The sequence below is a fragment of the Microcoleus vaginatus PCC 9802 genome, assembly GCA_022701275.1.
Taxonomy (GTDB): Bacteria; Cyanobacteriota; Cyanobacteriia; order Cyanobacteriales; family Microcoleaceae; genus Microcoleus; species Microcoleus vaginatus_A.
Window position 1 is genome coordinate 3991454 of the sequence record CP031740.1, and the last position, 13035, is coordinate 4004488.

The 13035-nt window shown below is 44.9% G+C and carries 12 protein-coding genes and 1 pseudogene; 7 read left to right on the forward strand and 6 right to left on the reverse strand.

Annotation, left to right across the window (positions count from 1 at the left end):
• Positions 1–573: 573 nt before the first annotated feature.
• The 4 genes from D0A34_16180 to D0A34_16195 all read left to right on the forward strand — a co-directional run bounded on the left by D0A34_16180 (position 574) and on the right by D0A34_16195 (position 6469).
• The gene (locus D0A34_16180) at positions 574–2574 is read left to right on the forward strand and encodes an FAD-dependent oxidoreductase (GenBank protein UNU20204.1); all 2001 of its coding nucleotides are present in this window, start codon (positions 574–576) and stop codon (positions 2572–2574) included.
• Positions 2575–2866: 292 nt separating this feature from the next.
• Entirely contained in the window at positions 2867–3553 is a 687-nt protein-coding gene (locus D0A34_16185) for a class I SAM-dependent methyltransferase (GenBank protein UNU20205.1), read from the forward strand.
• Entirely contained in the window at positions 3553–4623 is a 1071-nt protein-coding gene (locus D0A34_16190) for an aromatic ring-hydroxylating dioxygenase subunit alpha (GenBank protein ID UNU20206.1), read from the forward strand. The genes D0A34_16185 and D0A34_16190 overlap by 1 nt, the downstream gene beginning before the upstream one ends.
• A 163-nt stretch (positions 4624–4786) precedes the next feature.
• Positions 4787–6469, forward strand: coding sequence for a DUF262 domain-containing protein (locus tag D0A34_16195; protein ID UNU20207.1), 1683 nt, complete (start codon positions 4787–4789; stop codon positions 6467–6469).
• Positions 6470–6571: 102 nt separating this feature from the next.
• Here the strand turns inward: D0A34_16195 and D0A34_16200 are convergent, their stop codons facing one another.
• Positions 6572–7045 carry a hypothetical protein gene (locus D0A34_16200; protein ID UNU20208.1) on the reverse strand — a complete coding sequence of 158 codons (474 nt, stop codon included), beginning with the start codon at positions 7043–7045 and terminating at the stop codon, positions 6572–6574.
• Positions 7046–7196: 151 nt separating this feature from the next.
• Between D0A34_16200 and D0A34_16205 the strand changes: the two are divergent.
• Positions 7197–7542, forward strand: a pseudogene (locus D0A34_16205) (type II toxin-antitoxin system RelE/ParE family toxin).
• A complete protein-coding gene (locus D0A34_16210) occupies positions 7514–7909 on the forward strand; it encodes a transcriptional regulator (GenBank protein ID UNU20209.1) in 396 nt (131 codons plus the stop codon). Before D0A34_16205 ends, D0A34_16210 begins: the two are co-directional and overlap by 29 nt.
• Positions 7910–7925: 16 nt before the next feature.
• Here the strand turns inward: D0A34_16210 and coaBC are convergent, their stop codons facing one another.
• The 5 genes from coaBC to D0A34_16235 all read right to left on the reverse strand — a co-directional run bounded on the left by coaBC (position 7926) and on the right by D0A34_16235 (position 12664).
• The gene (coaBC, locus tag D0A34_16215; GenBank protein ID UNU20210.1) at positions 7926–9125 is read right to left on the reverse strand and encodes a bifunctional phosphopantothenoylcysteine decarboxylase/phosphopantothenate--cysteine ligase CoaBC; all 1200 of its coding nucleotides are present in this window, start codon (positions 9123–9125) and stop codon (positions 7926–7928) included.
• Between the two features lie 144 nt (positions 9126–9269).
• The gene (locus D0A34_16220) at positions 9270–9482 is read right to left on the reverse strand and encodes a DUF2555 domain-containing protein (GenBank protein UNU20211.1); all 213 of its coding nucleotides are present in this window, start codon (positions 9480–9482) and stop codon (positions 9270–9272) included.
• Positions 9483–9527: 45 nt separating this feature from the next.
• Positions 9528–10151 (reverse strand): alpha/beta hydrolase, encoded by a 624-nt coding sequence (locus tag D0A34_16225; GenBank protein UNU20212.1) that lies wholly within the window; start codon positions 10149–10151, stop codon positions 9528–9530.
• Positions 10152–10345: 194 nt separating this feature from the next.
• The gene (locus tag D0A34_16230) at positions 10346–10528 is read right to left on the reverse strand and encodes a hypothetical protein (GenBank protein ID UNU20213.1); all 183 of its coding nucleotides are present in this window, start codon (positions 10526–10528) and stop codon (positions 10346–10348) included.
• 45 nt (positions 10529–10573) lie between these two features.
• Positions 10574–12664, reverse strand: coding sequence for a histidine kinase (locus tag D0A34_16235; GenBank protein UNU20214.1), 2091 nt, complete (start codon positions 12662–12664; stop codon positions 10574–10576).
• Positions 12665–12820: 156 nt separating this feature from the next.
• Here D0A34_16235 and D0A34_16240 point away from each other — a divergent pair, with 156 nt between their 5' ends.
• Positions 12821–13030, forward strand: coding sequence for a hypothetical protein (locus D0A34_16240; protein ID UNU20215.1), 210 nt, complete (start codon positions 12821–12823; stop codon positions 13028–13030).
• The last annotated feature ends 5 nt before the right edge of the window (positions 13031–13035 follow it).

A 13035-nucleotide genomic window follows, 5' to 3' on the forward strand; every position in this document is an offset into this window, starting at 1 on the left:
CTACATAGCAGCCAGGTACATTTCATTTAATCGGCATTACCTATACGGGCGTCTTTGATTTTTTGCGGTCCATCCCCATTTCTCAGTTTTAATAGGGTTTTGTCTTGGTATTAAGTGAGGACTCCCCTGAATCGAGCGCCGATATATTGAGTTATTTCAGTAGAGATATACTCTGTATTTACTTGTTTTAAAATAGTTAATTCTTTTCGTGCCAACTTACTTAAAGCTCGACTGGTTAATTGTTTTGCCTTGGATATCTGCCCGGTTATTTCGTACACTTCGCCGAGACTGCCTTTTGCCTAAGATTTTGCATGAAAATCTCCTAGTTTTTTAACATCATGGGCGGCGGATGCCAATAGTTGAGCAACATCAATAAAAACACTTAATTATTTAGAGAATTTTACGCTATGGGGTCGATCGCTTTTTCCTTCTTGATTCTTGCTTCTCTCCTAGATAACTAAAGCCTGCTTCCTTCCGCTATACATTGTGTGCGATCGCACTTGACACGGTGCGATCCAATTGGGGGATGCGTCTTAGTATTTCTTCACATATCATGCTTTCGGTCTATGATATATGCCTTATGGCCTCCTTGTGTTTAAAGCCCGTTACCGCGTACCGCTGATGAGTCAATCAACCAATCCACCGCTATCCCCACCAGTTTCTCGAAGAACCGCCCTCAAATTCCTCGGAGTCGGTGCCGCCGGCGGGCTGCTGGGCTACTCTCGATTTTCCAAGCCAGAGCCCACCATTTTTGTGCAAGATTCTCTTGACTTGCCGCGAATGCTGAATAACCGCAAAACCGTTGCAGTTGTGGGGGCAGGCTTGGCAGGGCTCGCCTGTGCTTACGAGCTCAGTCAGCGGGGTTTCGCCGTAACATTACTCGACAAATCGCCCCAACTCGGTGGCAAAATTGCTAGTTGGCCGATTCAAGTTGGGAACGAAACTTTTATGATGGAACACGGTTTCCACGGTTTTTTTCCGCAATACTACAACCTCAAAAGTGTGGTTGAAGAACTAGAAATTACTGATAACTTTGTATCTTTAGAATCCTACGCCGTTGTGTTTCGAGACGGCAAATACAAACCCGAAGTTTTCCGTCCCAACCATTCAGCTTTTCCCTGGAATATAGTTGATTTGGGGATATCTTCTCCCAATCGGCTCAAGTGGGGAATCAATCTTACAAAACCCGCTCACTGGCAAGTATTTCGGGAAATCGGCGGTTTTCAGACTAAAAAAACTTTCGCTCGCCTCGACAATATATCAGTTGCCGACTGGGTAAAAGGTGAATTTCCGCGCGGGCTTTATGACTTGTATTTTCTGCCTTTTGCCAAATCCAGCCTCAACGCTCCCGACGAATTGAGCGCGGGAGAATTAATGCAATTTTTCCACTTTTACTTTTTCGGAAATCCAGAGGGTTTGGCCTTCAACGGCACGCGGCAAGATATGGGCACGAGTTTGGTGCAGCCTATTGCCAGAGCCATTGAAAGCAAAGGCGGCAAAGTATTGACAGATGTCGCAGTCAGTGAGATTCGCTGGGAAAACGGCAAGATTGATTCTCTGAGTTACCAGTCGGGAGATGTGCAAAGTAAAATACCTTTTTGGGTGAAGCGAAACGCGCTGTTAAGTGACAGCAACTCTACGGAATATTTCGGCGCTGGGGACAGCGTATTTGCCGCTGCACCGTCGGGAAAAGAGGCAATTTCTCTGAGCTGCACTCACCAAGGCTGCACTGTTAAGAAACAGAACGACGGTCAATTTCACTGTCCTTGTCACGGGGCAGTTTTTGATGCCGAAGGGCGAGTTGTGAGCGGGCCTGCTCAGCGGGATTTGCCTCGATTTAAGGTAGTCGATGAAAAAGCAGATGAAATACAGTTAGCAGCAGCGGTTAACCAATCGCAGCCGCAAAATTTGGGAGAAACATTGAAGGCTGATTATTATGTTTTGGCGGCCGATGTTCCGGGGATGCAGCATTTGTTTAGTTTGGCTAGCGGTGAGGTGAATCCGCAGGTGCAGAGTCGGATCGAGAGTTTGAATATAGCCGATCCGTTTGCGGTCGGTCGCTTTTGGTTCGATCGCGAATTTGCGTGGGATCACAGCAATTTCAGTTCGCTTTCCGGCTACAAACTGACTGACAGCATTACGCTTTACCACCGAATTCAGGATCAGTTCATCGAGTGGAATCAGAAAACTGGCGGTAGTGTAGTGGAACTGCACGCTTATTGTTACAAGGAGAAAGAATTTCCCAACCAGCAAATTTTGCTGGCGACTTTTGAGGAAGAATTGTACGAAATTGTACCTGAATTAAAAGAGGCAAATATGCTGCACCGGGAATTGGTAAATCAAAAGAATTTCTCTGGATATCCGCCCGGTAGTTATGCAGAAAGACCAGAAACTTGCTGCGCTGTTCCCAATCTTTTGTTTGCGGGAGATTGGGTAAAAATGCCGTTTCCTTGCGGTTTAATGGAAAGGGCGGTTAGCAGCGGTTTGTTGGCAGCTAATGCTATTTTATATCAGGAGGGTTTGCAGAGGCGATCGCTCTTGACGGTGAATCCCGAAGGCGTGTTAAAAATCTAAGGTTTGTAGCGGGGCGGGTTTTATAAATTGTCAATTATCGGCTGCTATTCTCGGTAAAACCCGCCCCCTGTCATACCATTTTAGATTTTAGATTTGAAGAAATGGGAATCACTGATTAAATAAGGATTTGGAGGTTTCCTAAAGTTGCATTCTTTTTTTAAGATGAGTTACGGTTTGTGGGTGTGGTTTCGCTGACGGGAAAAGGCAGAGCTTGCGAACAAAAAAAATATCTGCGTTGAGGGGGGTGGATCTGCGGTTAAAATATTATTGAATGAGTATAAAGCAATAATAGATGCTGAAGAGTAACTGCAAAATTCGCAATAAATCTGTAATGTTTGATGCTTTTGCAACAGAATACGATTTCGCCGCCACCTTGCAAAACCAGAACGATTTCTTTACTAACAACCTATCGGTCAGCAAAGGTGCAGCATTAGATATTGGCTGCGGTTCGGGAATTCTTGCTTTTGAATTAGCCCAGTATTACGATAATGTAGTGGCCGTCGATTTATCAGCAAAAATGCTGGACATCGCCCGTCAAAAACGCTCAGCCCCCAATATCGAATACATCCAAATGGATGCCAGTCAATTAGCGATCGACCGCAAATTTGATTTAATAGTTAGTGCTGCTACTTTTCACCACCTGCCCAACCTCCCAGCCGCCCTTGAGGCAAGTAAAAAATTGTTAAATCCGCACGGAAAAATCGTCTTTTTAGATAATATATCGGAAGTCGAGACACCTCCTAGAATAGGCTACATATTAGGGGCAGCGAGAGATTTTAATCCCGACTGTTCCACCTACGGATTTCGCAATGCTTTAAGATTATTAAAATTTAGATTGTCGCCGGGGTGGTTGAAGCATTTAGCTAGCGATAGGTATTTGTCAGAACGGAGATTTAGAAAAATTTACGGTCGTTGCTTTCCGGGCTGTTATTTTGTAAAATTGGGTTGTTTTATGGGCGTAATTTGGGAACATTTGTAATGCAAAACAACGCGATAAAATCGGTATCTCCAAAGGGAGAAAAAACTCACATCCGCGAGTTGGGCATTAATCTCGATCGCTGGTATGCAATCGCCCGCACCAGCGAGGTGCACACTCAGCCCCTAGCTGCGAAAATCTGGAATCGGGCGATCGTACTTTTCCGCGACAGTGCAGGCAAAATCAACGCTTTAGAAGATAGATGTCCGCATCGGCAAGTTAAACTCAGCCACGGTCAAGTTAAAGGCGATTTAATCGAATGTGCTTACCACGGATGGCGGTTAAATGCAAGGGGAGAATGCGCCGAAGTCGATTATTTAGCAGAAAATCAAAAGCTACCTAACTGCAAAATTCGCTCCTATCCTGTCAAGGAACAAAACGGTTTTATCTGGCTGTTTCCCGGCGACGAAATGCAAGCAGAAAAAAATAATTTACTGGATTTGCCAGAGTGGGAACATCTCAATTATATTGCCACAGTTTCAGTCATCGACTGTCAGGCACACTATTCATTTTTAATTGAAAACTTGATGGATATGTACCACGGACACTTGCACGATGATTGGCAAGCTTGGGCAAATCCGGTGTTAGATACTATAGAAGAAAACGAGCATCAAGTAACAGCGCGCTATCAGGCTCAAAGTTATTACAAAATAGATAAAATTTGGTCAATTTCTCAGTTATTTTTTAAGTCTTTGCGCCGACTGCACCCGGAACCGCTGGACGTGAGTTATGTTTACCCGCATTGGGTTTCAACTTTGGGGAGCGACTTTAAGATTTACTGCTTGGTTTGTCCGGTGAGCGAGACAGCAACTCGCGCTTATTTAATTCATTTTACCTCATTAAATGCGTTTTGGCGGCTGCACAAATTGCCTGTGTGGTTTCGCAGGTTTATCAAAGATAGTTGTTTCGGTGCGGCTCAAAAGTTATTAGATGGTTTGGTGCGGCAGGATGTGTTAATGATTGAGGAAGAACAGCAGGCTTTTTTGCAGAATTCAGAAAGAAAGAGTTACGAATTAAATCGGGCTTTGGGGAGTGTGCAAAAGTTGATGAGAAGTCAGGCGGAAAATGGATGATATATTCACTCGCAGATTGAAACCTGTGGCGGGACGAATGAAACCAGCCTGCACAGGCTAAGTTGAGGGTTAGCCTTTCCAAGCTTGAGCATGGTATTCTAGTAACAAGGAAAATTGACTTTCGGGAAGCAATTAACAACCACACCTAAGACAGGAACCCAGCATGAACCGTGTCAGCATCAAGGGTGAGGAACACCCCATTAGAAAAATCTTTAGCGATGACTTTATGTTCACCATTCCCCTCTACCAACGTCCCTATGCTTGGACAAATGAGCAAGCTGGAGAACTGCTGGAAGACCTGCTAACATCATTGGGAGATGGCAATGACACGATTGATCAACTCAACCCGTACTTTCTAGGCAGCATTGTTTTGATCAAATCTGGGCCGCCAGATGCTGAAATTGTAGATGGTCAGCAACGTCTAACAACTCTCACCATACTACTAGCTGCTCTCAGGGCATCATTGCCAACAGAACACGCCAATGACTTGACCACTTATCTATACCAAAAAGGCAGCTTAATCGCGGGTATAAATAATCGTTACCGTCTGACTTTGCGCGAGCGAGATGCCGACTTTTTTAAGGAATATCTTCAAAATGAAGGTGGTATTAACAAGCTCAAAGAATTGAACAATGTTGAGCTGATGGATACTCAGAAGCTTATTAAAGAAAATGCACATTTATTCTTGCAACGTTTGCAGACTATCGCGGAATCCCACCGTATACGTCTTGCCCAGTTCCTCATTACCCAGTGCTTCTTGGTAGTGGTTTCTACGCCTGACTTTGACTCTGCATATCGGATATTTTCTGTGTTGAACAACAGGGGATTGGATCTCTCCCTAACTGATATCTTGAAAGCTGACATTATCGGAAAAATACCCGAAAGCCAACAAGAAAAATATACTAAAAAGTGGGAAGATACCGAGGAGGATCTGGGACGCGAATTATTCAAAGATTTGTTTTCTCATATTCGCATGATTAAGGAAAAGAAAAAACTCAACAAGAGCGTCCTTAAAGATTTTCAGGAAAACATCAATCCTGCGGCTGGGCCTCAGCAATTCATTGATGAAATTTTAGATCCTTATGCTAAGGCTTTTTCGGAAATTCAGAACTTAAGGTATGAAAGCGAGCGGCGTGCAGAGGAAATAAATCAACTGTTTAAATATTTAGAGAGAATTGATAATTTCGACTGGATACCGCCTGCCATTCTCTACCTGTCGCGCAACCGTAATAACCCGGATAATTTGGTGCGTTTTTTTACAGATTTAGACCGCCTTGCGGCAGGTTTAATGATTGTCCGCGCCAATATCAATGAACGGATTGAACGTTACAGCAGATTGCTTACTGCTATTGAGCAAGAGGAATATTTATTCAATTCCTATTCACCGCTCCAGTTTACTCCTGAAGAGTCAAAAAATATCCTCAGAGTCCTCGATAGTGACCTTTACCTAATTCAAAAAATTCGTCGTTATGTTTTGCTGCGCTTAGATGCTGCTCTGTCAGAAGGTGAAGCATCTTACAACTTCTCCAACATTACTGTCGAGCACGTACTTCCCCAAAATCCCGACGCTAATAGTGAGTGGATGAAGTCGTTTCCTAGTCAGCAAGAGCGCGATCAATATGTGCATCGTCTTGGCAACTTAGTTTTGCTATCTTCTGCGAAAAACACTCTGGCACAAAATTATGATTTTGATGTGAAAAAACAGAAGTATTTCACCACTAAGACAGGTGTTTCACCCTTTGCACTTACTACCCAAGTGCTGCGGGAACAGGAATGGACGCCAGAAGTAATCGCTCGACGACAGAAAGAGCTGATTAATGTTCTCAAGAATCTTTGGCGCTTATAGGATAATTGAATTTGATATCAAATCGCTCTTATCTGTCCATCAGCACAAAACCATCTGCGTCCATCTGCGGTCAAAAAAATCTAAATTCCGCCAGCAAAAACTTTACTTTTTAGGTTGCTGCTTCTGGTAAACGCTGATAACTTTATCGGCATAAGTAGCTGTTGCCCCACTTTTGCAAGCTGCGGAGTCCCCTGTCATCCACCAGCAAGCGGCGCGGCGTACAGCGGTTAATTCATTGTTGCTGCTAGCTTTGTATTCGTCGCGCAGCAAATCGCCCACGATACAGGTAACAATTGATTTGGCTTTTGTCGCGTCGGCCTCAAATTGTTGGGGTGTTAAATCTTGTTTGGTACAGAATTTGGCCCAGCGGGAAATATTGCCCGGTAAAACTTGCCACTGACTGTACATTCCGTCATTTGCGGCTTGTGGCGGGGCGGCTTGTCGCAGCGCTTCTACGAGGGCGGAAACTTGCGCGTCGGTGACTGCTTGCGCTGTGGCTGGAAGTGATTGCAATCCGAGGCTAATTATCAAACTGCCGAATAGTAGATTGGTTTTTGCGATCGATTTAAAATTCATTCACAATGCCCTGTTTGATTTAAACTTTGTTTCCTCAAACAAGGTTTACTATTTTGTCTATCGAATACCTCTGTCTTAAGTATGATTTCCCCGCTTAATGCACTGTCGATCGCCCTTACGATAGAAATTGTTAATCAAGTACGATAAAATCATGCAAGTACAACCCAGGGAAATTCCACGTTACACTACAGCAGAGGGTACGGCACCATTCACCGAGTGGCTTGATGCCCGCCGCGATCGGAATGTTAGAGTTAGAATCAAATCTAGGCTTGACCGAAGTTGAGCAAGGTAATCTCGCAGAATTCAAGTCACCGGGACAATGAGTTTTTGAACTCAGAATTAATTATGGCCCGGGCTACCGCGTCTACTTCGGACAAGTCGGCGTGACAATTGTGGTAATCCTCATAGCTGGGGATAAAAGCACCCAAAAACAGAAAATTCGACAAGCTATAGAATACTGGACAGATTATGAAAAACGTGAAAGCACCGACAAGTGATAGCCACCGCGAGTACCTAATTGAATCTCTCCACGAGCCGGAAGAAGCTGCTGGTTTTATCGGCGCTATCTTGGAAGAAAAAGACCCTGAACCAGCACTTTTGAGAAATGCCATCCGAAAGGTGATTGAGGCTCGAATCAGGATGAATACTCTTTCGGAGTCAGCAAAACAGCATCACGAAAAACTCGACAAGATGCTGGCTGAAAGTGCAGGTTCGGAAATCTATAGTTTGGTAGAATTGCTCGAAGCATTAGGATTTAAACTAGAAATTACTGTCGCAGATACTGAGTTGTCGCCTGACTCGGAATCAACGGATTTGGGGGAATCAGAATTATCGCCCGAACCAGTAGTAATTAATCCCAGTTAATGAGTAAATCGCGCCCTCACCCTTCCCTCACAAAATCTAACAATCGGTGAGCCATTTCTAGCTTGCTGCAAGGTGCTATTTCTACTTGCTTGCCGGCGGCATTAATTAATATTGCTTGATTGGTATTGCTGCCGAAACCGGCACCTATTTGATCGATCGGGTTTGCGGCAATTACATCTAGTTTCTTCGATCGCAATTTCTCCAAAGCCGGCTTGACAATATCTCCAGTTTGTGCTGCAAACCCGATTAATTTTTGGTGCGGCTGTTTCAATTTTCCCAACTCTGCCACAATATCCGCTACCGGTGCCAACGGTAAACAATTCGGGAGCGATCGCTTCGGCAATTTCTCACTACTGTACTCGGCAGGTTTCACATCCGCTACCGCCGCCGCCATCACCGTCAAATCCGCATCGGGGAAGCATTGCAGCATCGCCTGCCGCATTTCTTGTGCACTGGTAACTGCGATCGCCCGCAAACCTGAGAGCGGCAACTCGCCAGTTATACTGTGTACCAGCGTCACTGTAGCGCCGCGGTGCTGTGCAGCTTGCGCCAAAGCTATACCCATTTTGCCACTGGAAGGATTGCCGATAAACCGCACCGGATCGAGGTGTTCCCGCGTTCCTCCCGCACTGATCAACACCCGAAGGCCCGCTAAATCTCGATCGCCCTTCGCATACAACAGCGATTCAATATGAGGCAAAATCTCATAAGGTTCTGCCATGCGGCCGACACCCGCGCGATCGCACGCCAGCATTCCCGCCCCCGGATTCGCAGCATGATAGCGCCGATAAGTCAACACTTCCCGCCAATTCCGCTGCACCGTCGGCTGTTCCCACATATCCGTATTCATCGCCGGTGCCAGCAAAATTGGGCAACTAGAAGCTAAGACAGTATTAGTCAGCAAATTATCCGCAAAACCCCCCGCCAACTTAGCCAAAGTATTAGCTGTCAAAGGAGCAATAACAAAAACTTCCGCCCATTCTCCCAGTTGAATGTGCAGGGGGCGCCCGTGGCTTGCTTGCCAAAAATCTTTGTCAGTAAAAGCAGGATGGCGGCACAGAGTAGCAAAAGTCAAAGGCGTTACAAACTCCGCGGCTGCATCAGTAAGAATAGCTTTAACTTCAGCTCCAGCTTTCGCTAAAGTGGAAACTACTTCGCAAACTTTGTAAGCGGCAATCCCGCCACTAACGCCGATTAAAATTCGTCTGCCCTTCATGTCATTTTTTCATAAAAAAAAATCAAGAAAGAAATTAAGATAAAAACAGACTCAAATCTCTAATTCATCTGTTTAATCCGCAACAAGATATGCTGCTAACTTCTTCCTCAATTCCGTCGAAATTTTTGAGCTAGATTTTTAAATCTATGCTTCGTCGTAGGCTTCCATATCCAGAAGGTGGAGATAAGGTTCAACCAGCTCCGGCCGCTGAAAGGCAAGCGATCGCAACAAATGCCAATCATTCAATCCCTCAAAAGGATCTGTATAATCGTCAACTTCCAAACGGACAGCCAATTCTGCCACGTCCTGAGAAGTAAGTACAGCAATATCGCGCGATGCTTTGGTTAAAGTTTTCATTTTTTTCCCCTGCCCGAGACTTCCGCCATACTATATACTAAACCTTTAATCAGATTTCGACACAGTTTGTACAACAAAACTTCGCATTACATCTATAACTTCCGGCAGAATCTCGTGTCCCATCTTAAATTCTTGATACTGCACCGCAGCTCCCCAAGCCGTCAAACTCTCGCGCGATCGCACAGCAGCACTAACCGGCACAATAGTATCTTGAGTACCGTGCACGATTAAAACAGGTGGCAAAGCACTCCCAGCAACTGGCGAAATCGGGTGTAAATAACCGCTCAGACAAATTAAACCGGCTACAGGCAAAGTCAATCCCACATCTAGAGTCATCGCTCCGCCTTGAGAAAAGCCACCTAAAATCGTGCGAGACAAAGGCACGCCCGTGCTGCTTTCCAAAGACAGCAAAAATTCCCTCAGCAATTGCCGGCTTTCTACCAATCCCTGAGCGTCTTTGCTTTGAAGGTTATACCACGCTTTGCCGCTCGTTACCTGGGGATGGGGAAAGGGGGCATGGGGAAACACAAACTGATAATCCGGCAAATTGAAAACGGGTGCTAAGGAAGTCAAATCCCGAGCATTAGCACCCCATCCATGCAAAGCGACAATCAAAGCGACAGGTTTGCGATCGGTTGTGGGTGGAATGCTAATAGATTGTAAAGACATCGTAGTTAATAATTGGTAATCTGGCCTTGCTACAATTATAAATTGTCACGACGGGTAAAACCCAAAATATTTGTCTTTGGCGATATTGGACTCGAAATTAGCACACGCTTGCCAATAACTATAACAGTTAACAGTTGAAAGTAGAGTGCCAAATCCGCACCTTTCCCAAGTTGAGTGCGGATAGTTCACTTTTTCTAGACAGGAATTAGGGAGCATCTCAAATTTGTAAAAACACTTATTCTGGCTCCTGCCTTCTTCCTTTTTTTTTCTTCCTCTTTCCTCCTAGCTCCTGCCTTCTTCCTTTTTTCTTCTTCCTCTTTCCTCTTTCCTCCTGCCTCCTGCCTCCAAACTCCAATTTCTCGCTTGGCTGCTTTCATGGAGATGCTCCCAGCAAGACTCAGCTAGAAGAGAGATTTCTCCCGCTAATTCCAACTGGCACCTACCGCAGGTGAAACCTTAGAAACAGATTGCTTAGAGTGTTGTCGCACCGGCACCTCAATCCAAAATTCAGTTCCCTCTCCGGGAGCCGATAGGCACCTGAGCGAACCTTTATGTTTGTCCACTATTTGATAGCCGATCGACAATCCCAAGCCAGTACCTTTGCCTACAGGTTTGGTAGTAAAAAAGGGATCAAATAAACGTTTTTTTACATTCTCCGTCATGCCCGCTCCATTGTCAGCAATTCGCACGCATACACAATTAGAACTTAAAAGTTCAGTGCGAATCCGAATCCTAGGTAAAAAAGCCGCATCATAGGGATTTTTACCATTTGGTAAAATGTGACTCTTTTTTTCATGTAAAACATCAATGGCATTGCTCAAAACATTCATAAATACCTGATTCAATTGTCCCGCCCAGCACTCCACTAAGGGCAAATTTCCGTATTCTTTGATGACTTGAATGCCCGGAAAACCAGGTTGGGGTTTCAGCCGACTATCCAAAATCATCAAGGTGCTGTCAATGCCTTGGTGAATGTCAACCGACTTCATTTCTGCTTCATCCAAGCGCGAAAAATTCCGCAGAGAAAGCACGATCTGCCTGATCCGTTCAGCTCCCATATTCATTGATTGTAGGATTTTAGGCAAGTCTTCACTGATAAACTCCAAATCAATCTCTTGTAGTTTCGCTTGCACTTCGGGCGTTGGGTTGGGATATTGCTGCTGGTATAGTTCCACAAGTTCCAGCAAGTTTCGGGTATATGCGCCTGTATGGATCAGGTTGCCAGAGATGAAGTTGACAGGATTGTTAATTTCGTGGGCAACTCCCGCCACCAACTGCCCCAAGCTGGACATTTTTTCAGTTTGGATTAGTTGAAATTGAGTTTCCTGCAAATTTTTTAGTGCTGTTTCTAGTTCAGCGGTGCGCTGTTTTAGTTGAATTGTGCGATCGTACACTTGCTGTTCTACTTTTGCGGTACGTTCTAGAGACATCAACAGGTAAATCGTCAAGCTGCCAGTCATCAATAGCCCGATCGCGCCAATTGCCAGCGAACCCTGATGCGTCCTCATACTGTTGTACCCCTTCCCAGGCAAAACTAGCAGCCTCCACTGGCGGTCTCCTACGTTAAATAAGCGAGTGCAAGCACTAGGATTTTGACAGATTTTTCCCTGCAAATTAGCTAACTCTGGCTTTTCGTGTTTTGGGTTATCTATCAACTGCTTAGCTTGTGAGTCGTAGCGCACCAGAAAGCGTTCTTTCTCTATAGCAGAGTTGTCATAGAGGTAAAAATTAATCTTGTCTAAATTTAGCGATTCTAAAGAGAAATCGACCATATTGGTAATCTGAAACAGACCCGCAATAACTCCCATTAGGTTTTGGGGGGCGTGGATCGAGTTATCAGCAGAAGTTCTGCGGCGGGGTACTGGTAGAAATACTTGCAATCCCGGTTGATTGTTGCTGACTAATCTAATCCGCCCGGAAGCGGCTATTTTCCCGGTATTCACCGATTTCTCTAAAGCTGCTTTGCGATCGGGGCTGGAGGCAACATCAAAACCGATCACTTTGTTATCTTCTTCTAGTGCTTCTCTGTAAATAATTGGAAAATATTCCGATCGCACTTTTGCTTTGACCTGCTTTTTGTCAGGAGTTCGCTCGTAAATTTGAAATGCCGGAAAACCTTCGGCTCGAATTGTTTGTTCGTAAGCTGCTTTTTGGGCATCCGGCACGCGCCGAATCCAGTTAACAGAATGTATAGCAGAATTTCGGGAAAGTGCAGGTTGAGTGAATTGCTTAAAATCTTGTCTGCTAACTTTAGCAGATGCGCTGTAGAATGCTTCAAGTGAGTACAGAAATTCTAAATTTTTGTTGATGCTTTGCTGCAATGCCACATTCAGGCGATCGGCTTGCTGATGAAATTCAGCTTGCAGTCGTTGATTTTCCCCATGCCAAACAACGGCCACGGCTGCCAATGACAAGCTTGTACCGGTGCAAAGAGTCAGCGCTGCTGGAATGTAGCGACGGTGCGACAGTAAACTTTCCTTCAGCGAATTAAACCAATTGCTCGCAACATTCATATTTCCACACCTTCTGCTACCGGAGTGCAATTGTTTAAAGACTTGTGAAGTTCCTTGATAGCACGAAGGACAGCCTAGAAACTAAATTGTTTAAAAACTTACGATCGCAGCAATAGGACTTACCCTGAGAAACCCAATTTCTACGAAAATATTGGTGTGGTAACAAGAAAGTTGGGAAGCAATTGGCTTTTTACCAATAGTGCATCCACGACTGAGGAATTGAAAGCAATTGTAACTAAGTGTAACGAAGCCAGTTCCCATCTGGGCCCTCCCAAGTTCCTGCCCCGCAAGAACCTGGGAGCGAAAAAAAACCTTGATCTGCTGGTGGGGCGGGTAATCAATACCCGCCCTACAAAGCTAACTTAAATGTG